This window comes from Lactobacillus rizhaonensis (assembly GCF_036246345.1).
GTDB classification, from domain to species: Bacteria; Bacillota; Bacilli; order Lactobacillales; family Lactobacillaceae; genus Lactobacillus; species Lactobacillus rizhaonensis.
This window is the reverse complement of sequence record NZ_BTTV01000001.1, coordinates 330232-350898: the sequence shown is the minus strand read 5'-3', so window position 1 is coordinate 350898 and position 20667 is coordinate 330232. Positions and strand designations below refer to the sequence as shown.

Below are 20667 nucleotides of genomic sequence, written 5' to 3'. Positions count from 1 at the left end.
CGGCAAGGTTTATGAGAGCTAAAAAACAAATTTGCCCATCAGAGTTAATGAGAAGTTAGTTTTTATTAATTAAGATTAGATACGCAATTCTGAAATTTTCTCAGGATTGTGTATTTTTTGTTATCTTTTGAAAGTATACCAACGAACACTTGGCTTTTTTAAATTAAAAATTTGTCAAACGAATTTAATATTAATGATAGAAACTGACATTTTTACATTATAGCATATTTATATACTATTCATATATTTTATAATTAAGCGATAATAAATGCACTTATAAAACTTTGTGTTATAGTAAACATTGAATATAAAGTAAGTATTTTAGATACTTTAAATTAAGGGTATAATAATATGAATACGAAGATAACAAAAAGAGCTGTAATAAAAAGCAGTGTAGCTGTTGCGACTTTAGGACTTCTATTTTTAACTAATAATAATGTCATTAAAGCTAATAGTATAACTGGAAATCAATTAACTAGTGAAAAAATAAAAGATCAACTGCAACAAATAAATAATATTAATCTAGATAGTAACGCAAAATTCTCTCTTGAAAATCAAACTTCCATAAATAACGAAAATATCAAAATAGGCGAAACATCTATTCAAACTCAAGGTGAACCAACCATTGTTAAGAGTGGTAAATGGGGAGAAAACGGTGCGGAATGGGAGTACGATTCCAATAACTGCTTGAAAATTATAGGTGGAACAATAAAAGGTGAAGATGAAAATAAGGGTGCATTTGCAGACCAGGATATTTTAAAAAGCGTAGAAAAAATTGAATTTGAACAGCCTCTCAAATTAGAAGGTGATTTTCAATACTGGTTTGAATATGTGAAAGACCCACAAAACCAACGTTTAACTAATCTTACTGAAGTTAGTGGTCTTGATAACATTGATACTTCAAAGGTGACAAATATGCGAGGTATGTTTTATGCTAGCAAAATTACTTCATTGGATTTATCAACTTGGGATACTTCGTCCGTAACAGACATGAGCTACATGTTTACTGACATGTTTTCAGACGGAAACGATGGTCTTTTAAATGTTGGCGGCAAGTTTGCGGCTAACTCGAAGAATGTCAAGAATATGACGTATATGTTCAATGGTTGTGCTGGTTTAAGCAAAATTAAAGGTATTGAAAATCTAAACACTACTTCAGTGATTTCAATGGAAAATATGTTTCATGGTGATTATAACTTGACTGAATTGGACTTGAGTCATTTTAATACTGAAAATGTCACCAATATGCAGGATATGCTTAGCTACCTGGTCAGTCTTGATTATTTGGACCTCAGCTCATTTGACACTACAAAAACAACAAGTATGACAAATATGTTGGCAAATGATGTTGCAGTTATGATAGCTATTATTGAAAATGGAAAAGTTGTTCCAAAACCTGTGTCCGGAATTACGACTTTAGTACTAGGCCCGAAGACCAAATTAAAGCAAGATACGTCTTTGAGTGAACCTAATCCTGCAATAACACCTAACAAAGATAATTTTATCAATAAATGGAGATTAGTTGGAAATGATAGTGAACCCCAGTTAACAACTAAGGATTTACTTCAAAAGAGCCAAGATGGAACGCTTAAACCAGGGGCTTATACTTGGAAAAAGCAAACTACACCCCCAAATAATAATGGCAACTCTAATCCCAATATCATTCAAACGCCTGCTGCCACTGACACTGGTAACCAGGTAGATAATATTAAAGAAACTGAAAAAGAACATAATAACAATGATGTTGTTCCTGGTAATAGCCAAAAAGTGACTTTAATGCATAATTCTTATTTGTATTCTGCTAACGGTAAACGTGCAAATGGGATTATTTTAGGTATTGGTTCAATAGTAAATACATATGGCACAACAACTATTGCTGGGCGAGAATTTTATAAAGTAGTTGATAATAAAAATAATAATAAACAATATTATATTGCTGTGGGTAACGTTCAACCGACTATTCAAAAATTGAAACGCAATGCCAATATTTATAATCAGTATTGCCAGCATGTTATAGGAGCCGGCAAGTTCAAAAAAGGTGAAAATATCAAAACCTTTGGTGCACCTGTCATTATGCAAGGATTAAGTTATTACATTATATCTAGAAACCGTTTTGTAAAGACTAAAAATTTAACTTTAAATATAGGTAACATTAATGAACTTGAAATGGTACCAGCTAATAACGCATTAAAAACGTCAACACAACCAACGGTTAAGAAAATCGTCAAACATAATGCGTATTTATACGATGAAAATGGAGCTAGGGCTAATGGGCTGACTGTCAATGCAGGCTCTGTTGTTGATGTTACAGGTCAAAGAGTGATCAATAATAGAAACTACTATGAGCTTGAAGATGGGTTGTCTATAGCTGCTGGTAATATTGAAGGCACACATCTCAAGTTAAAACATAATTCTTATGTTTATAATCAATACGGTGAACGGAAGGGTAAGAAAATTCTCAAAAAGGGTTCTACCATAAATACATATGGTACTTCAGTTATAATAAAGAATCGGAAATTTTATATTGTAGGTAAAAATAAATTTGTCAAAAAATCTAATTTTTAAAAATGATTTCTGGAATGTGATTTGACTTCAAATATGTGATCTCTTGTTTAGTATGTAGAATTAAATTTTAGATGCCATTTGATTTTAAAAGAAATCACTATCTAAATAGAACTTGAAGACTAATTTTCACAGCTAAAAAACTGGTACACAACTCCATTACTTAAATAGGGTTGTGTATTTTTTGGTTTCTACAAATATTGTCAATTAGTTGTGAATGGTGCAATAGAAAGTTTTATGCTTTATATGCTTATTTCTTCCTCTTGAAAAATTTTATTTTTTCACCTAGACCCGTCTATTAGCCCACTTAGTTACTAAATTTGACCTCTTACTCCAAACTTATTGTTAACTTGCTTTAATTTTGCTTTAATAATGCACAACAACAAAGAATAACTTGAAGGGTGAGGTAAAACCATGAATAAAAAAGAAGTAAATGTTACAGTAAGGTGGGTCTTAAGCAATCTCAAGCCATGGATGATATTTTGTCTATTTATCTTTGGCGTTACTAGTTCTTTTGAAGGAGTATTAAATGGTTACATTTTAGGTTATATTCCCAGGCTTAATGTCAAGGATGGTCGCAGTTTAATCGTATTTGGAATTGCCGCAGTTTTATCATATCTAACCGTTTATATTTCTCTTTTCTTATTTAGCCTGTTAATGCAAAAAGCAATTCAAATTTTAAATGAAAAGATAAAGGCTATATATTTCAGAGCAAATTTTGCCAGTTCATTTAACAATCCGAATTTAGATTCATCTGATGTTTTGAACAACATGACTAGTATTTCCAAACAGATAGAGGAAAAGTATTTTGAACCGCTTTTATTGCTTTTTCAAAGTTTGATGACAGTCATATCTTCTACAGTCGTAGTATTAATGACTAATCCAGTTTTAGGTCTTGTTTATCTAGCTCTTTCTTTCCTGTCACTTCTTCCTAGTTATATGGGTAAAGAAAAAATGAAGACTAAAACTGAAATTTGGAGTCACTCGAATTCAAACTTTTTAGCGATCACACGTGACTTATTTGCAGGACGCTTTGAAATTACGAATTTTGGTGTTAAAAAATTATTTATGCAGAAATTTGATCATTCTTTGCATAATGAGGAACAGAAATATTACCAATTGAATGCATTCCAATATGTTCTGCAGTTTATTTCTTGGTTATTTGCAATTGTAATAACTCTATCTCCAATTTTCATAGGGTTATGGATGGCCAAAAATAACATCTTAGGTGTTACCGTAAGTACAATTTTAACTTTGACTCTGACAGCGGATCACGTAGTCGGTGGTTTTAGGCAGTTAACCAATTTTGAAACTCAAATACAAAGCACAGAAGGTATCAGAAAGATCTCTTGGACTGAAACAAAAACGGATCAAGAGACTGTTCTACCAGAAAACAACAATAGATTAGTTGTTGACAATTTGTCAGTTAAACGTGGTGATCGAGAAATTTTTAAAAATCTGTCTTTAAGCCTAGATGAAAACGACAAAATGCTCATTACTGGACCTTCAGGTGTTGGTAAATCAACTTTGCTAAATGCCATAGCAGGATATATTCCAATTGAAAAAGGTGAAGTAGAATTTGGCGGACACAAATTGAAGTATTCAGATTTTGTATTTATTTCACAGAATATTTGGCTATTTGCAGGAACGATTCGCGAAAATCTTTCTCTGTTGCAAAATTTCACAGACCAAGAATTAGTTGCTGCTTTGAATAAGGTAGGTTTAGACAAAGAGCTCGGTAGCAAAGCATTGGATTTTGAAATTAAAGAGCAAGGCAGCAATCTTTCGGGTGGACAAGCACAAAGACTGGCTATTGCCAGAGGACTTTTACGTCATAAGAAAATCTTTTTACTTGATGAAATTACATCTAGCCTGGATCATCAAAATGCGGATGAAGTTCACCGCTTAATTTACCAACTGCCTTCAATTGTTATTGAAGTGGCGCACAATTATAATGAAAAAATTGCGCAAGAAAATAACGTTAAGATCTTTAACTTAGCGCAAAATGCAAAATAAAAACAACCCGCAAAATGTACAAATAAACATTTTGCGGGTTTTTAATTGCCATTATTTAAAACAATAATTATTTGACTATTTTTTACATCCCAGCCTTAATTATTTTCTTTTCAGCCATGGTTTTACGTAAAGAGAGCATAGCAGTATAGGTAGATAAAATATAAACTTTTTTAGTCGGCAAATTAGCAATATTGGCGATTACTTCTTCATTATCGGTGCAGGTAACCATTTTACCGGGGTCAAAGCCGGCAACTTCCAGACGAAAGCCCATGTCATGCCACCGCTGGCCGCCAACCAGAATTTTTTTTATTTGGTTATGGTTGAGATCTTCAAACTGACCATCCCAAATCCAGGAAGTGTCGATTCCATCAGCGTGGTTGGCGTTAAGCAATGTCACTAATGAATAATCATGTTTTTCAGTGTTAAGCATGTGCAGCACTTCATCCAAGCCAACCGGATTTTTAACTAAAATCAGGTCAATTTCTTTTCCTTCATACTTAATTAACTCTTGTCTACCAAAAATACGCTTGTTTTTGGCAAAAGCCTGAGCGATTTTATCTTCACTGAGGTCAAAATAGCGGGCCACAGAATAAGCTGCCAAGGCATTATAAATATTGTAGGTACCACCAATGTTAATAGTATAGTTTTTACTGCCCATTTGAAACTCAAGTTTATTCGGTGACTGTTCAATAATCTTGTTAACAGAATGAGTTAACTCGGGTCTGTGATAGTTGCAGTGAGGGCAGAAAAAATCCCCCAAGTTGGCATAAATACGCTCATGATAATGTAAGATATGATCACAATCAGGACACAAGATGCCATCGGTATTGACAGGAGCTTTAGTATCATTTTGCTGATTATCATCTGGCAGTTTAAAGCCGTAATAAATTTTAGGATTAGGCAAATCAACGGAAGAAAAGATGCTGGCATCACCATTGGCTATAATAGTAGCTTCGGGCGCTAATTTAATTCCATCCACAATTTTTTCGTAAGTAGTGTAGATTTCCCCATAGCGATCCATTTGGTCTCGGAAGATGTTCGTAAGAACAAACACACTGGGATGAAGCAATTCCGTCACCATTTTGACATTAGCTTCGTCAACTTCTAACACCGCAATTGGTCTGGATGATTTTTTCTTTTTATGAGCTAAAAAAGCCGTCACAATTCCTTGTTGCATGTTGGAACCTGAAGGGTTGGTTAAGACATCACCGTATTTTTCTCTTAATGCAGCGACAATCAGCGCTGTAGTCATGGTTTTGCCATTTGTTCCTGTAACAACTACCGTTTCATAACCTTCTGCTAGTGTCTTTAAAATCTCCGGATCAAGATTCATTGCCAGTTTGCCGGGAAAACTAGTCCCGCCTTTTAGAACATTATGTAAGAACCAGTAGCTTGACTTACCCGCACTTTTTGCAATTACAGATTTAAAACTCATATTTTTCCCTCGCTTTAAAATCATTATCAACTATAGCATAGCCATAAACCGAAAACGAGTTTTTATAACCATTTAACTACACATATTTTATTTTTACATTATACTAGATAAGTTAGGTGATTTTAAATGAAACAAAGGAGCAAAAATGGCACAATTATTTTTTGAGTACGGCACGATGAGCAGTGGCAAAACTTTAGAAATACTAAAGGATGCTCATAACTATGAGGCTCAGGGTCGCAAGATTGCTTTGTTAACCAGTAAAATTGATAATCGTAGCGGAGTTGGTACCGTGGCCTCAAGAATCGGTCTTCACCGAAAGGCAGTTCCGATCGATCATGATTTTGATATTTTTGCTTATATAAAAAAATTAAACGAACAGGAAAAAGCACAAGGGGATGGTGCAATCGCTTGCGTTTTTGTCGATGAAGCTCAGTTTTTGGAACGTCATCATGTGGTAGAATGTGCCAAAATTGTCGATGACTTATGCATTCCTGTGATGACTTTCGGCTTAAAAAACGACTTTCAAAATAATTTATTTGAAGGAACCAAGAATTTGTTGATTTTTGCTGATAAAATAAAAGAGATCAAAACGATTTGCCACTACTGTGGTAGAAAGGCTACAATGAATCAACGGATACACAATGGTAAACCAGTTTACGAGGGTGAACAGGTTCAAATTGGCGGGGATGAAAGTTATTACCCAGTTTGTCGGTTTCATTATTTTCACCCGCACCAAACAAGATAGGAAGGGATTAGAACAACATGGATAAGATTATGGCACAGCTTGAAAGTCTTGTTGCTCATTATGACGAATTACAAGAAATGATGGCTGACCCGGAAGTTATCAATGATACTAAAAGGTACATGGAAGTTTCTAAAGAAGAAGCAGATTTGCGCGATGTAGTTGAAAAATATCGCAAATATAAGGCTGATAAAAAAGGAATTTCAGATAATAAGGATATTATTGCAAACGATAGTGATTCAGATTTGGTTGATATGGCCAAAGATGAAAATAACGAGTTAGAACAAGATATTGCAAAACTTGAAGATGAAATCAAAATATTAATGCTGCCCAAAGATCCTAATGACGATAAAGACATTATTATGGAAATTAGAGGGGCAGCTGGTGGTGATGAAGCTTCGTTATTTGCCGGAGACTTGCTTAGAATGTATGAAAAATACGCAGAAAGACAAAATTGGCAGGTTTCTATCGTTGACAGTGAGCCAACTGAAGTTGGTGGCTATAAACGAGTTGCCATCATGATTACCGGTAATAAAGTCTATTCTAAATTAAAATACGAAAATGGTGCTCATCGCGTGCAGCGTGTTCCGGTAACTGAATCTCAAGGCCGCGTTCATACTTCAACGGCTACGGTTGCCGTCATGCCTGAATATGAACAGGTTGACCTTGACCTGGATCCCAAAGATATTAGAGTTGATGTTTATCGCTCAAGTGGTGCCGGTGGCCAACATATTAACAAAACTTCAAGTGCTGTGCGAATGACTCACTTGCCTACTGGCATTGTAGTGGCAATGCAGGATCAGCGTAGTCAACAGCAAAACCGGGAAAAAGCTATGCAGATTTTGAAGTCACGTGTTTATGATTATTATGAAAGTCAAAACCGTGATAAGTATGATGCTAAGAGAAAAAATGCTGTGGGCACTGGTGACAGATCTGAGCGCATCAGAACTTATAATTACCCGCAAAACCGTGTAACTGACCATCGTATTGGTTTGACTCTTAATAAGCTTGACCGGGTAATGAATGGTGAACTTGATGAAATTATTGATGCCTTGATTTTATATAATCAAACAAAGCAATTGGAGGAGTTGGCTGAACAGAATGTCTAAGATTGACACTTTAAAAAGCCTAAGAATTTGGGCAGCTGAAACTGCACCAGAACAAAGACCGGAAGATATCGCTTTTTTACTAGCTGAAAGACTGCAGCTGAGTCCTAGTGAATTTCAGTTAAAACAGGACATGGAACTAACTTCCCAGCAAATTAAGCAGGCACAAAAAGATGTGCGTAAGTTGGCTAAGGGTATCTCCCCTCAGTATATATTGGGCTATTCTTGGTTTTTTGGTTACAAGATTTTAGTGCAACGCGGAGTTTTAATTCCCCGTTTTGAAACTGAAGAACTAGTAGAATGGGCTTTAGCCAATCTGACTAGTGGTGATAAAGTGCTTGACTTAGGAACAGGCTCTGGCTGCATTACTGTAGCTCTAGCTAAAGAAGCTGCTAAAAAGCAGATTACCGATCTTGATTTATATGCTTCTGATGTCACTGATGCTGCACTAAGAACTAGTGAAGAAAATTTTTTGATTCATAAAGTTGATGTTACTATTCGAAAAGCAAACATTTTAATTGGTCTGGAAAAGTTCGATAAAATTATTTCTAATCCTCCCTATATAAAGGAAACGGAAAAAGATGTGATGGACCAAAATGTATTGCAAAATGAACCCCAAGAAGCACTTTTCGGTGGGAAAAATGGTATTGAATTTTACCAGAAATTTGTCAAACAAGTGCGTGATCACTTAAATAGTAGAGGAGAGTTTTTCTTAGAATTTGGCTTCAGTGAAAAAGAGCAGCTGGCTGATTTGTTTGGACGAGAGCTGCCTGATTTTACTATTGAATTTAAAAATGATTTAGCTGGAAAACCACGCATGGTTAAAGGAAAGTGGAATAAATAATGGAAACTAAAATTTTTTCACAGGATCAAATAGATGATGCAGTAAAATTACTCGCTCAGGGAGAATTGGTTGCTTTTCCGACAGAAACAGTCTATGGGTTAGGTGCCATTGCCACAAATGAACAGGCTGTAAAAAATGTTTATGCGGCTAAGGGACGTCCTAGTGATAATCCGTTAATTGTGACGGTTTCTGATGCTCAAATGATGTCTCATTATGCCAAAGAGGTGCCAGAGCGTGCTCAAAAGTTAATTAAAAAATTTTGGCCAGGTCCTTTAACTCTTCTGCTTTATGTTAAACCTCACAGTTTGCCTAAAGCTGTAACTGGTGGCCTTGATACTGTTGCCTTTCGCTGCCCCAATGATGACTTAACCCATGAATTAATAAGTAGATTAGGTTATCCCATTGTCGGACCTTCAGCAAACACTTCTACTAAACCTAGCCCAACGACAGCTGAACATGTCTATCATGATTTAAAGGGAAAAATTGCGGGAATTATTGATGGTGGTCCCACACAAGTTGGATTAGAATCAACGATTATTGACTTGTCTGTAGCTACGCCAATTGTTTTACGTCCTGGTGCAGTAACTCCCGCAGAGTTAAGCCAGGTTTTGGGTGAAAAAGTTTTAATTAACAGTGGTAAAGTTGCTGATAAGGATGTTCCCAAGGCCCCAGGAATGAAATACCGTCATTATGCTCCAAGTGCACCTGTAGTCGTGGTTGATGATCCAGAGGACTTTGCAAACATTGATTTAACGAAAACATCAGGAGTAATGGCATTAACAGATGTGCTTGAAAAAATTAAGCTGCCAGCCGCTAATAAATTTAATTTGGGTAAAAATTTGTTAGATGCCGACCATAATTTATTTGGTGGTTTACGCTACTTCGATGATAAACCAGAGATCAAACAAATTTTTGTACAGGGATTTAATGGCAGCGAGGATACTTTAGCATATATGAACAGGCTTGATAAAGCTGCTGCAGGACATCATTATGTCAAAGAGTAAAATTTTAGTGGCAAGGGACTTTAAACCCTTTGTTTTTTTTATTAAAATACACGTAAACGTATTTATGTTTATAGGAGGAAAAAGATGGGCAAATTTACGGTTTTGAATCATCCGTTAATTCAACACAAGTTAACAATTATCAGGCGTAAGGAGACAAGTTCCAACGAGTTTCGGAGAATAGTTGGTGAAATCGGTGGGCTAATGACTTACGAGATTACCAGAGATTTGCCTCTGAAAGATGTTGAAATTGAAACACCAATTGGCAAGACTACCCAAAAAGAGATAGCTGGCAAGAAATTGACCATTGTGCCAATTTTACGTGCTGGTATCGGTATGCTTAATGGTGTTATGGAAATGATTCCGTCAGCCAAGGTGGGAGTAATTGGTATGTATCGGGATGAGGAAACACTTATGCCTCACGAATATTTCTGCAAAATGCCTAAAGACGTTGCGGAGCGTGAATGTCTTGTGGTTGACCCAATGCTTGCAACTGGCGGCTCTGCTAATATGGCAATTGGTGCGCTTAAAAAGCGGGGCGTTAAAGTGATTAAATTAGCTGTTCTTGTTGCCGCTCCTGAAGGTGTCAAAGCTATTCAAGAAGAGAATCCTGACGTCGATATTTATGCTGCTGCTGAAGATGAAAAATTGCTACCAAATGGTTATATTACGCCTGGTTTGGGAGATGCAGGCGATAGATTATTTGGTACCAAATAATCTTTTTTATGTAAATTAATTGCAAAATACGCTTACATTTTTCACAAAATTATTGAATGGTGTTAATATTGTATGAGTGTTCGATAATATGGGCACGAGAAGGGAGGTCACGAAGAATTGGAGCAATCATTTGTTTTTAAATTTCTGGGTTTGACATTTGATCTTTCTGGGATTATTGGCTCAACTTTAATGGCAGCTGTAGTATTGTTTGTCTGCATCTGGTTATCAAGAAAAGTTGAGATGAAACCAAATAAAAAGCAAAATATCATGGAATATTTGATTGACTTTACTGATGGAATTGTTAAAGACAATGTCAGTGATGTTGATGCGCGAAAGCACCTTTCGCTTTATGCTTTTGTCCTTTTCATTTACATTTGGTTTATGAACCAGTTGGGCCTCTTCTTAGAGGTTAAGGCGGGAGACAACATTTTTGTAAAATCTCCCACAGCAGATCCAGTAACGACAATGTCGTTTGCAATGATGACCTTGCTTCTTTCATTCACATTCGGTATGCAGAAATTCGGTACTGGTGGCTACTGGCGCAATTATGCCGAACCTGTTAGTTTTCTTTTTCCAATCAATATGATTGAAGAAATTACTAACTTTTTGACATTATCTTTGCGTTTATATGGTAATATTTACGCTGGTGAAGTGTTATTAACTTTAATAGGTAATAGCTTTGCTCCTAGCTTTGGTGTTATCACTTTGGTGTTAGCAGCACCGCTTGCTATGATCTGGCAAGGATTCTCTGTCTTCATTGGCTCTATCCAGGCATATGTTTTCGTAACTTTATCCATGGTTTATGTTGGGAAAAAAGTTACAAAAGAATAATTTATTGGAGGTTTAAATATGTCACAAGCTTTTAAATATATCTCAGCAGCGATTGTAGCTGGTATTGCTGCATTGGCAGCTTCTTGGGGTAATGGTAAAGTTATCACTAAGACAGTTGAGAGCATGGCCCGTCAACCTGAAAGTGCTGGTAACTTGAGATCAACAATGTTTATCGGTGTTGGTCTGATTGAAGCCGTTCCTATTTTGGCGATTGTTGTTGCTTTCCTGATTCTCTTCGTTTAATTTTTTTATTTAAAACAATTTAGATAAAAGAGAGAAGGGCAGTAAATGACATTTCAAATTTTATTTGCAGCCTCGGCAGGTCATATTTATCTGGGTAATACTATCTGGTATTTAATTGTTTTCGCAATTTTACTTGTTTTAGTTAAACATTATGCTTGGGGACCTGTTTCCGACATGATGGAGAAAAGACGCCAAAAGGTAATCAATGATCTAGATTCAGCTGCAGACAATCGCAAAAAAGCCGAAGTTTTGGCTAATGAGCGTGAAGCTGCCTTGAAGAACTCAAGACAAGAAGCAACGCAAATTCTTTCTGACGCAAAGGCAAATGCTGAAAAAACCAGCACGCAGATTGTTGCGGAAGCTAATGATAATGCGGCTTCGATTCATGAGAAGGCAAAGGCAGATGCTGCACAGGCTAAAGCGGATGCCTTAAATGAAGCTCGTGCACAAGTTGCGGATATTTCTGTTACGATTGCAGAAAAAGTAATTGCGAAGAATTTATCTGCTGATGACCAAAAAGATTTGGTTGATCAATTTATTAAGGGGCTGAATAAATAATGGCCTTAAGTAAAGCAGAAATTGCTGCACGTTATGGTACTGCATTATTTGATTATGCAGAAGATATGGCTGCTTTGGATACTGTTCATGCAGATGTGCAAGAACTAGCTAAGGCTATTTCCAATTATCCGCAAATTTTGAAAGTTTTTAGCGACCCAATTTTTAATAGTACTGAAAAAGCAAAATCGCTTTCTGCGATTGAGCAAGGTCTGTCAGAAGAAGTTCAGAATTTTTTGAACCTGTTACTGGATTATGATCATTTTTTGGAATTGCCAGACATTATAAATTGTTTCAATGATTTGTATAATAAAAATCAAAAAATTGAAACGGGAGTTGCTGTTTCAGCAGTAGCGCTTGATCAAACACAATTACAAAAATTAGGTACTAGTTACGCTCAGAAGTTTAATTTGCGCAAAGTCATTCTCACTAATGAGGTTGATCAAAGTATTATTGGTGGCGTAATTTTAAAAGTTGGTGATTGCGTAATCGATGGATCAGTCAAGAATAAACTGAATAAGATTCGTGCGCAGTTAATTAATAAAAATTAAAAGAGGTGAAACCATTGAGCATAAAAGCAGAAGAGATTAGCTCTTTAATCAAGCAGCAGCTTGAACACTATGATGATAAACTCGACATTAATGAAGTTGGAGTTGTAACATACATAGGTGATGGTATCGCCCGGGCTCACGGATTGAACAATGTTTTGGCCAACGAACTATTGGAATTTGACAATGGTTCTTATGGTATTGCACAAAACCTTGAATCAAATGATGTTGGTATCATTATTCTAGGCAATTTTGATGATATTCGTGAAGGTGACCAAGTCAAAAGAACCGGTGAAATTATGCGTGTACCGGTTGGTGATGCACTAATTGGTCGCGTGGTAAACCCTTTGGGACAGCCAGTTGATGGACTTGGCGAAATAAAAACGTCAAAGACTCGTCCAATCGAGGCTTCGGCACCGGGTGTTATGGAACGCCAGTCAGTTAATCAACCGCTGCAAACAGGTATCAAGGCTATTGATGCCTTAGTGCCAATCGGTCGAGGTCAGCGTGAATTAATTATTGGTGACCGTAAGACTGGAAAAACTAGTTTGGCAATTGATACTATTTTGAGCCAAAAAGGTCAGGACGTAATTTGTATTTATGTCTTTATTGGTCAGAAGGAGTCAACTGTCAGAGCACAAGTAGAAACTTTAAAGCGTTTTGGCGCAATGGACTATACAATAGTTGTCGAGGCTGGGCCAAGTGAGCCTGCGCCAATGCTATATATAGCACCATATGCCGGAACAGCTATGGGTGAAGAATTCATGTATAACGGCAAAGATGTTTTGGTAGTCTTTGATGATCTATCAAAGCAAGCTGTCGCTTATCGTGAACTTTCTTTGCTTCTCCGTCGTCCGCCTGGTCGTGAAGCATATCCTGGCGATGTCTTCTATTTGCATTCACGTTTACTTGAACGTAGTGCAAAGTTGAGTGATAAGCTTGGTGGCGGTTCAATGACTGCCATCCCATTTATTCAAACTGAAGCGGGAGATATTTCAGCTTATATTCCAACTAACGTGATATCAATTACTGATGGACAAATATTCTTGCAAAGCGACTTGTTCTTTGCAGGTACCCGTCCTGCGATTGATGCTGGTAACTCAGTTTCCCGTGTTGGTGGTAGTGCCCAGATTAAGGCCATGAAAAAAGTTGCTGGTACTTTACGTACCGACCTGGCAGCCTTTCATGAACTTGAAAGTTTTGCTCAATTCGGTAGTGATTTGGATCAAGCAACTCAAGCTAAGCTAAACCGTGGACGTAGGGTTGTTGAAGTGTTAAAGCAGCCACTTCATACACCAATTCCGGTTGAAAAACAGGTTATCATTCTTTACGCTTTAACTCACGGCTATCTTGATTCCGTTCCAGTTGATGATATTGCCAGGTTTGAAAAAGAGTTATATGACAATTTCGATACTAATCATGCAGATTTGCTAGAGCACATTCGTAAGACTGGTGAATTGCCGGATGAGAAGAAATTACAAGAAGCAATTTCTAAATTTGCGGATAGTTTTTCACCAAGTAATAAATAGGAGGTAGTTATATGCCTGCATCTTTACTTGCGTTGAAGAAGAAAATAGCTTCAGTTAAGCAAACTGGTAAAATTACTGAGGCCATGAGAATGGTTTCGGCATCAAAGTTAAACCAAACTGAAAAGCGTGATAAGGGTTACACGATTTACAATGATCACGTACGGCAAACTTTATCGCGCTTGATGAGTGCTGAAGTCGTCAGTCATTTGCGTAAGGCACATGTGGCAATTGATGAGGACAGCATTAGCAAAATCGATTATGAAAATGTCTTTGGTTTGGGTGTTGTTTCCGATATGGTTCAAGCTCGCAAAAAGGTCAATTCTACTGGTTATTTGGTCATTACCGGTGACCGCGGCCTTGTCGGTTCTTACAATAGTGCTGTCATCAAAAATATGATGGGATTGTTTGAGGATTCGAAGGCTGAACACAAAGACATTAAAGTTTTGGCTGTTGGCTCAGTCGGTGCTGATTTCTTTAAGAAAAACAATCTGAACGTTGTTTATGAAAATGATAGCATTAGTGACGTACCTACTTTTGATGAAGTTTTACCAATTGTTTCAACTGCAATCAAAATGTACTTGAACGGAGTATATGATGAATTATATGTATGTTATACTCACCACATCAACTCACTTTCATCTGCATTTCGGGTTGAAAAAATGTTGCCAATTGTTGACATTGATATAGGTGTCAAGGAAGCTGAAGCTCATCAAGATTTGGAATATGATATCGAACCTGATGTTAATGCTGTTTTAACAACACTAATTCCCCAATATGCCCGTTCTACTATTTACGGTGCTATTCTGGATGCCAAAACTGCTGAACATGCCAGTTCAATGACTGCCATGCAGAGTGCTACGGACAACGTTGACGATTTGGTTTCGAGTTTAACTACTAAATTAAACCGTGCAAGACAAGCAGAAATCACTACTGAAATTACTGAAATCGTCAGTGGTGCTAACGCTTTGAAATAATTAAGAAAAGGAGGTAGATGTTTTGAGTGAAGGTGAAGTTGTTCAAGTAATCGGCCCAGTTGTCGATGTCAAATTCCCGCTTGACAAAAATCTGCCTGATATTGACAATGCTTTGCGCGTCGTTAAGTCGGACGATGAATCTGTTGTTCTCGAGGTAACACTAGAGCTTGGCGATGGTGTTTTAAGAACAATTGCGATGGAATCTACCAATGGTCTTAGACGCGGAATGAAGGTTGAAGACACTGGTGGCCCTATTTCAGTACCGGTTGGTAATGATACTTTAGGACGTGTCTTTAATGTTTTAGGTGAGCCTATTGACAATGGCCCTAAATTTGCAAAAGATCACCCTCGTGACAGTATTCATAAGAATGCTCCTAAATATGATGAACTAACAACGAGTCAGGAAATCCTTGAAACTGGTATTAAGGTGATTGATTTACTTGAACCTTATGTCCGTGGTGGAAAAGTTGGATTGTTTGGTGGTGCCGGTGTTGGTAAGACGACGATTATCCAAGAATTAATTCACAATATTGCCCAGGAACATGGTGGTATTTCAGTTTTTACTGGTGTTGGTGAAAGAACACGTGAAGGTAATGACCTTTACTTTGAAATGAAAGCATCTGGAGTTTTAAGCAAAACTGCCATGGTCTTTGGTCAAATGAATGAGCCGCCTGGTGCCAGAATGCGTGTGGCACTGACAGGATTAACGCTGGCAGAGTACTTTAGAGATGTTGAGGGTCAAGACGTTCTGCTCTTTATCGACAACATCTTCAGATTTACTCAAGCCGGTTCGGAAGTTTCAGCTTTGCTGGGACGGATGCCAAGTGCCGTTGGTTATCAGCCAACCTTGGCAACAGAAATGGGTCAGTTACAGGAAAGAATTACTTCTACCAAGAAGGGTTCTATTACTTCAATTCAAGCGGTCTATGTTCCTGCCGATGACTATACTGACCCGGCTCCAGCTACTACTTTTGCTCACCTTGACGCTACTACCAATTTGGAACGTAGTTTAGTTGAGCAAGGTATATACCCGGCTGTTGATCCGTTAGAGTCTACTTCAAGTGCTTTGGATCCTGAAATTGTGGGCCAAGAGCACTATGAGGTCGCTACTGGCGTCCAGCATATTTTGCAAAGATACCATGAATTGCAAGACATCATTTCTGTTTTGGGAATGGATGAATTATCTGACGAGGAAAAGGTAATTGTTAGCCGTGCTCGTAAAGTTCAATTTTTCTTATCGCAAAACTTCTTTGTGGCCGAACAGTTTACTGGTGTACCTGGTTCTTATGTTCCAATTAAAGAAACGATTAAGGGCTTTAAGATGATTTTAGATGGTCATTTAGATGATCTTCCAGAAGACGCATTCCGTAGTGTAGGCCCAATTGAGGATGTTTTGAAAAAAGCAAAGCAAATGGGTGTAACTCCGAGTGATCCTGAAGCTAAAGCATTATTAGAAAAGTAAGGTGATGTCAAATGGCAGATCCAGAAAAACTTTTTATGGTAAATGTTGTAACTCCAGATGGTCTAATTTTTTCTCATCATTCTAGTATTGTTGAAATGCGTGCGATTGATGGTCAACGTTCAGTGATGTATAATCACTTACCGATTTTGACTCCGCTAGCAATAGGTGAGATTAAGGTTAAAAGAAGTCGGGAAATGAACAATATTGTTAACCACATTGCTGTTAGTGGCGGCTATTTTGAATTTTCAAATAATGTGGCTACCATTATTGCTGACAGTGCTGAACGGGCGAATAATATTGATGTTTCTCGGGCAAAAGCAGCTAGAGAACGTGCTCAAAATGCACTGAAAAAAGCCCAAGCTGCTCATGATCAACGATCACTTGAGAGGGCACAGGTTGCACTTAGAAGAGCCGTCAACCGAATTAGTGTTTACAATTCAGTTAAATAGATTTAAAGTTTTAAGCGGATGCACTGCTTTTGTGTGTCCGCTTTTATTGTAACTTAGGAAAAGTGTAAAAGAATATGTTTCAACTTGGCGTTCATGCTTTAATTAGTATAGTAATTTATTTAATTACGATTGGTTTGTCCTTTCAGATTATGAAAAGTGTTCGCATTGAAAAGATAATTCGTAAGAACAGAATATTTGAAGCACAGCTGCTACTGATCTTTGCTGCAATTGCTTTAGGTTTTCTAGTGGGTAATTTCTTTATTACATTAATTGATACTTCATTGCAGTTAAGTAATTTCTTTTAAGACTTGGTAAAGCGGATAAAGTCGCCGACAAACTTAAAATCTTTATGGTAAAATATACATTGAAATATGATGGAGGATTATCGTGGCACGAGATATAGGAATAGATTTAGGAACAGCAAATGTGCTCATTAATGTTTCTGGTAAAGGAATTGTCTTAAATGAGCCTTCTGTTGTTGCTGTTAATACAAGTACAAATAAAGTAGTAGCAGTTGGTACAGAAGCCTACAAGATGGTAGGAAGGACTCCCGGCAACATCCGTGTGATCCGACCTTTAAAAAATGGTGTTATCGCTGATTTTGATATCACAGAAGCAATGCTGTCTTACTTTATTGAAAAATTAAACGTTAAAGGCTTTATGTCCAAGCCAAATATTTTAATTTGTGCTCCTACTGGAGTAACATCAATTGAACAGAAGGCAATTATTCAGGCTGCGGAAAAATCGGGTGGAGGCAAAGTTTACCTAGATTTTGAGCCTAAAGTTGCTGCTGTAGGTGCAGGACTTGATATTTTCAAACCTCAAGGCAACATCGTAATCGATATTGGTGGTGGTACTACTGATATTGCCGTTTTATCAATGGGTGAAATTGTTACCAGTCAATCTTTACGTTATGCTGGAGACCATATGAACCAGGCAGTTGTTTCTTATATTAAGAATAAACATAACTTGTTAATTGGCTCACGCACTGCAGAACAGATTAAAATTGAGATTGGAAGTGCTTTTGAACCTGATAAGAACGAAACTATCACTGTTCGTGGTCGTGATGTGGTTGATGGTCTGCCAAAACAGGCTACTGTTACTGCGCCTGAAATTCAAGAAGCTCTTCATGATGGCTTGATGACTATTATTGCTGCTACTAAAGAGGTTTTGGAAAAGACCCCACCGGAGCTTTCTGCGGATATTATTGACCGTGGAATTATGCTGACAGGTGGCGGAGCATTGCTTAAGAATATTGATAAGCTAATTTCTTATTATCTTAAGGTACCAGTATTAACGGCCGATCATCCACTTGAAGCTGTGGCACTTGGGACTGGAATTTTGCTTAAGAATATTGAAAAGCATCAGCGTCACTGATCATGGGAGGATAGATTTGCGTAAAATTTTGATTTGTTTGGTTAAAATCTACCAGAAGTTTATTTCTCCTGCTTTACCAAAATCGTGCCGCTATTATCCGACGTGCTCGACTTATATGATTGACGCTTTAACTAAATTTGGTCCTCTTTTAGGACTTATTATGGGAATCTCACGTATATTACGCTGTAATCCTTTTGTGCGCGGTGGTGTTGATCCGGTACCAGATAAATTTACAATTTTTCGCAATCCGCATCCAGAACAATATGAAGATGAGATTATTGCAAAAAAGTTCCATCCTAATACAAAATAGGAGTATTTATGTCAAAAAAACCAGAAAATATTAATGTGGAAATTAATGAAATTAAGGGTAAACAAAACCCAACTTGGGAAGTAGTAATTCCTCAGAAAAAATCTATTGGCGTGATTGAAAAAATTGCTGGTCGTTATCGGGCTACAACTGGCAAAACAAATAGCGTCTTGTATGCAAAAAGTTTGGAAAGCTGTATTAATGATTTGCTTTCATACTTCGCTTTGCATGAAAAATAATAGGTTGTGATTAATTAATGGTCAAAGTACAAAATAAAACCAATCTGTTTGATCGAATTGCCTGGAATATTGTTGTCCCTGTGCTCATATTGGCAGCTGTGGGCCTTTATTCCATTTATTTTGCGGCAATTGATGATCCCAGTCATATGGGAAGCCCAGTTAGGGCGGTGGCAATGCAAGGATTATGGTATATTATTTCGATTGCCGCAGTTGCTTTTGTAATTCAATTTGACGCTGAACAGTTATATCGTATTGCGCCATATGTATATGGACTCGGTATCTTACTTTTAATTGCGGTTTTGTTCTTTTACAACCGCAGTATAGCAGCAGATGCTGGCGCCAAAAGCTGGTTTAAGCTAGGGCCAATTTCTTTTCAGCCATCAGAAGTCATGAAGCCAGCTTTTATATTGATGCTGGCCCGGGTTGTGCGTGAACATAATGACAAGTTTACACATACGATTAAAAATGATTGGATTTTAATTGGTAAAATGTTGGCTTGGCTGCTACCGATTGCTGTGCTTTTAAAATTACAAAATGATTTTGGTACGATGCTGGTCTTCATTGCAATTGTTGGTGGCGTTGTGCTGGTGTCTGGTATTTCGTGGAAAATAATCGCTCCAATGTTTGCGGCTGTCTTTGTACTAGGGGTCGTAGTTATTTATATGGTTACCACACCAAATGGTCAATCTTATCTAAGTCATTTCTTTCAGCCTTACCAATTTAGACGCATTATGTCATGGTTGAATCCATCCAATGACACGTCAAAAGCTGCGTATCAATTGTGGCAAAGTATGCAAGCGATTGGTTCTGGGCAAATATTCGGTAACGGCTTTGGTAAACTAAGTGTCTATGTGCCTGTACGTGGCTCAGATATGGTTTATTCGGTAATAGGGGAATCATTTGGCTTCATCGGGAGTGTAGCAATCATTTTGCTTTACTTATACTTGATAGTGCAAATGGTCCGGATCACTTTTGATACAAAAAACGCATTTTATTCTTACGTTTCTACTGGTGTCATCATGATGATACTCTTCCATGTATTTGAAAATATTGGTATGAGTATTGATCTGCTACCATTAACTGGTATTCCATTGCCTTTTATTTCTCAAGGTGGATCAGCCTTAATTGGTAATATGATCGGTATTGGTATGATTTTGTCCATGAAATTTCATAATAAAGACTATATGTTCAGTCAAGCAGGCGATTTCTAATTTATTAATACACAAAAAGAGCATTTCAACTGAAATGCTCTTTTTTAATTACTCAAATTTTCGTTAGAGCGACAAACTAGCACATCACAATCTGCAGTTCTAGTAACATATTCGGTAACACTGCCGATTAATATACGCTCAACAGCGTTTAGACCTGTAGCTCCTAATACGATTAAATCAATCTGGTGCTTTTTAGGGAATTGGTGGGCGATAATTGCTTTAGGAGCCCCAAATTCAATTGAATAGTGAACCTCACTTACTCCAGCTTCTGTAGCCTGCTGGTAGTAATTTTGCAATTTTTCTTTAGCATCGTTTGATACTTGTTCAACCATTTCTGAATCAAAGCTAGAAACATTTTGGAAGGATCTGGTGTCAATGACATGTAAAATTTCCAAAGCAGCTTCATTTCGCTTAGCTGCAGCGACAGCTTTTTTAAAAGCTAAATCAGCTTCTTTTGAGCCATCAACTGCGACTTGAATACGGTGATATTGTTTCATCATTTAAAACACCTCTCTTACC

Annotated in this window: 22 protein-coding genes; 20 read left to right on the top strand and 2 right to left on the bottom strand. The window is 37.1% G+C overall.

Annotated features, from left to right (window positions below; genetic code table 11):
- Positions 1 to 351: 351 nt before the first annotated feature.
- Both AAA915_RS01695 and AAA915_RS01690 read left to right on the top strand, forming a co-directional pair.
- Positions 352 to 2565: an SLAP domain-containing protein gene (locus AAA915_RS01695; RefSeq protein ID WP_338199318.1), complete on the top strand. Its 2214-nt coding sequence runs from the start codon at positions 352 to 354 to the stop codon at positions 2563 to 2565.
- A 411-nt stretch (positions 2566 to 2976) separates the two neighbouring features.
- Positions 2977 to 4578 carry an ATP-binding cassette domain-containing protein gene (locus AAA915_RS01690; RefSeq protein ID WP_338199316.1) on the top strand — a complete coding sequence of 534 codons (1602 nt, stop codon included), beginning with the start codon at positions 2977 to 2979 and terminating at the stop codon, positions 4576 to 4578.
- Between the two features lie 82 nt (positions 4579 to 4660).
- On the opposite strand, the gene AAA915_RS01685 is transcribed toward AAA915_RS01690, so the two are convergent.
- A complete protein-coding gene (locus tag AAA915_RS01685; RefSeq protein ID WP_338199314.1) occupies positions 4661 to 6013 on the bottom strand; it encodes a MurT ligase domain-containing protein in 1353 nt (450 codons plus the stop codon).
- Between the two features lie 145 nt (positions 6014 to 6158).
- Between AAA915_RS01685 and AAA915_RS01680 the strand changes: the two genes are divergently transcribed.
- The 18 genes from AAA915_RS01680 to AAA915_RS01595 all read left to right on the top strand — a co-directional run bounded on the left by AAA915_RS01680 (position 6159) and on the right by AAA915_RS01595 (position 20148).
- Complete coding sequence (locus tag AAA915_RS01680) at positions 6159 to 6758, top strand: thymidine kinase (protein ID WP_046324704.1); 600 nt, start codon at positions 6159 to 6161, stop codon at positions 6756 to 6758.
- 17 nt (positions 6759 to 6775) lie between these two features.
- Positions 6776 to 7864 (top strand): peptide chain release factor 1, encoded by a 1089-nt coding sequence (gene prfA, locus AAA915_RS01675; protein WP_338199311.1) that lies wholly within the window; start codon positions 6776 to 6778, stop codon positions 7862 to 7864.
- On the top strand, positions 7857 to 8705 hold the full coding sequence (gene prmC, locus AAA915_RS01670; protein WP_338199309.1) for a peptide chain release factor N(5)-glutamine methyltransferase: 849 nt from the start codon (positions 7857 to 7859) through the stop codon (positions 8703 to 8705). The genes prfA and prmC overlap by 8 nt, the downstream gene beginning before the upstream one ends.
- Positions 8705 to 9709: an L-threonylcarbamoyladenylate synthase gene (locus AAA915_RS01665; protein ID WP_338199307.1), complete on the top strand. Its 1005-nt coding sequence runs from the start codon at positions 8705 to 8707 to the stop codon at positions 9707 to 9709. Before prmC ends, AAA915_RS01665 begins: the two co-directional genes overlap by 1 nt.
- Positions 9710 to 9793: 84 nt before the next feature.
- Positions 9794 to 10423: a uracil phosphoribosyltransferase gene (gene upp / locus AAA915_RS01660; protein WP_046324708.1), complete on the top strand. Its 630-nt coding sequence runs from the start codon at positions 9794 to 9796 to the stop codon at positions 10421 to 10423.
- Positions 10424 to 10540: 117 nt separating this feature from the next.
- Complete coding sequence (atpB, locus tag AAA915_RS01655) at positions 10541 to 11254, top strand: F0F1 ATP synthase subunit A (protein WP_046324709.1); 714 nt, start codon at positions 10541 to 10543, stop codon at positions 11252 to 11254.
- A gap of 18 nt (positions 11255 to 11272) precedes the next feature.
- Complete coding sequence (gene atpE, locus AAA915_RS01650; protein ID WP_034981200.1) at positions 11273 to 11497, top strand: F0F1 ATP synthase subunit C; 225 nt, start codon at positions 11273 to 11275, stop codon at positions 11495 to 11497.
- A gap of 45 nt (positions 11498 to 11542) precedes the next feature.
- On the top strand, positions 11543 to 12055 hold the full coding sequence (atpF, locus tag AAA915_RS01645; RefSeq protein ID WP_338199302.1) for a F0F1 ATP synthase subunit B: 513 nt from the start codon (positions 11543 to 11545) through the stop codon (positions 12053 to 12055).
- Entirely contained in the window at positions 12055 to 12603 is a 549-nt protein-coding gene (atpH, locus tag AAA915_RS01640) for an ATP synthase F1 subunit delta (protein WP_338199299.1), read from the top strand. The genes atpF and atpH overlap by 1 nt, the downstream gene beginning before the upstream one ends.
- A 14-nt stretch (positions 12604 to 12617) precedes the next feature.
- The gene (gene atpA, locus AAA915_RS01635) at positions 12618 to 14129 is read left to right on the top strand and encodes a F0F1 ATP synthase subunit alpha (RefSeq protein WP_294757384.1); all 1512 of its coding nucleotides are present in this window, start codon (positions 12618 to 12620) and stop codon (positions 14127 to 14129) included.
- A gap of 11 nt (positions 14130 to 14140) precedes the next feature.
- Positions 14141 to 15103 carry a F0F1 ATP synthase subunit gamma gene (locus tag AAA915_RS01630; RefSeq protein ID WP_294757386.1) on the top strand — a complete coding sequence of 321 codons (963 nt, stop codon included), beginning with the start codon at positions 14141 to 14143 and terminating at the stop codon, positions 15101 to 15103.
- Positions 15104 to 15125: 22 nt separating this feature from the next.
- A complete protein-coding gene (atpD, locus tag AAA915_RS01625; protein ID WP_294605662.1) occupies positions 15126 to 16565 on the top strand; it encodes a F0F1 ATP synthase subunit beta in 1440 nt (479 codons plus the stop codon).
- A gap of 11 nt (positions 16566 to 16576) precedes the next feature.
- Positions 16577 to 17014: a F0F1 ATP synthase subunit epsilon gene (locus AAA915_RS01620; protein ID WP_046324715.1), complete on the top strand. Its 438-nt coding sequence runs from the start codon at positions 16577 to 16579 to the stop codon at positions 17012 to 17014.
- A 74-nt stretch (positions 17015 to 17088) separates the two neighbouring features.
- Positions 17089 to 17319, top strand: a complete 231-nt coding sequence (locus tag AAA915_RS01615) for a DUF1146 family protein (protein ID WP_034981184.1) — start codon at positions 17089 to 17091, stop codon at positions 17317 to 17319.
- An 82-nt stretch (positions 17320 to 17401) separates the two neighbouring features.
- Entirely contained in the window at positions 17402 to 18391 is a 990-nt protein-coding gene (gene mreB, locus AAA915_RS01610) for a rod shape-determining protein (RefSeq protein WP_046324716.1), read from the top strand.
- 16 nt (positions 18392 to 18407) lie between these two features.
- Positions 18408 to 18701, top strand: coding sequence for a membrane protein insertion efficiency factor YidD (gene yidD / locus AAA915_RS01605; RefSeq protein ID WP_338199291.1), 294 nt, complete (start codon positions 18408 to 18410; stop codon positions 18699 to 18701).
- 8 nt (positions 18702 to 18709) lie between these two features.
- On the top strand, positions 18710 to 18937 hold the full coding sequence (locus AAA915_RS01600) for a DUF2969 domain-containing protein (protein WP_338199289.1): 228 nt from the start codon (positions 18710 to 18712) through the stop codon (positions 18935 to 18937).
- A 17-nt stretch (positions 18938 to 18954) separates the two neighbouring features.
- Complete coding sequence (locus AAA915_RS01595; protein WP_338199287.1) at positions 18955 to 20148, top strand: FtsW/RodA/SpoVE family cell cycle protein; 1194 nt, start codon at positions 18955 to 18957, stop codon at positions 20146 to 20148.
- A 44-nt stretch (positions 20149 to 20192) separates the two neighbouring features.
- Here AAA915_RS01595 and AAA915_RS01590 read toward each other — a convergent pair whose 3' ends face one another.
- A complete protein-coding gene (locus AAA915_RS01590) occupies positions 20193 to 20648 on the bottom strand; it encodes a universal stress protein (protein WP_046324721.1) in 456 nt (151 codons plus the stop codon).
- Positions 20649 to 20667 lie beyond the last annotated feature (19 nt).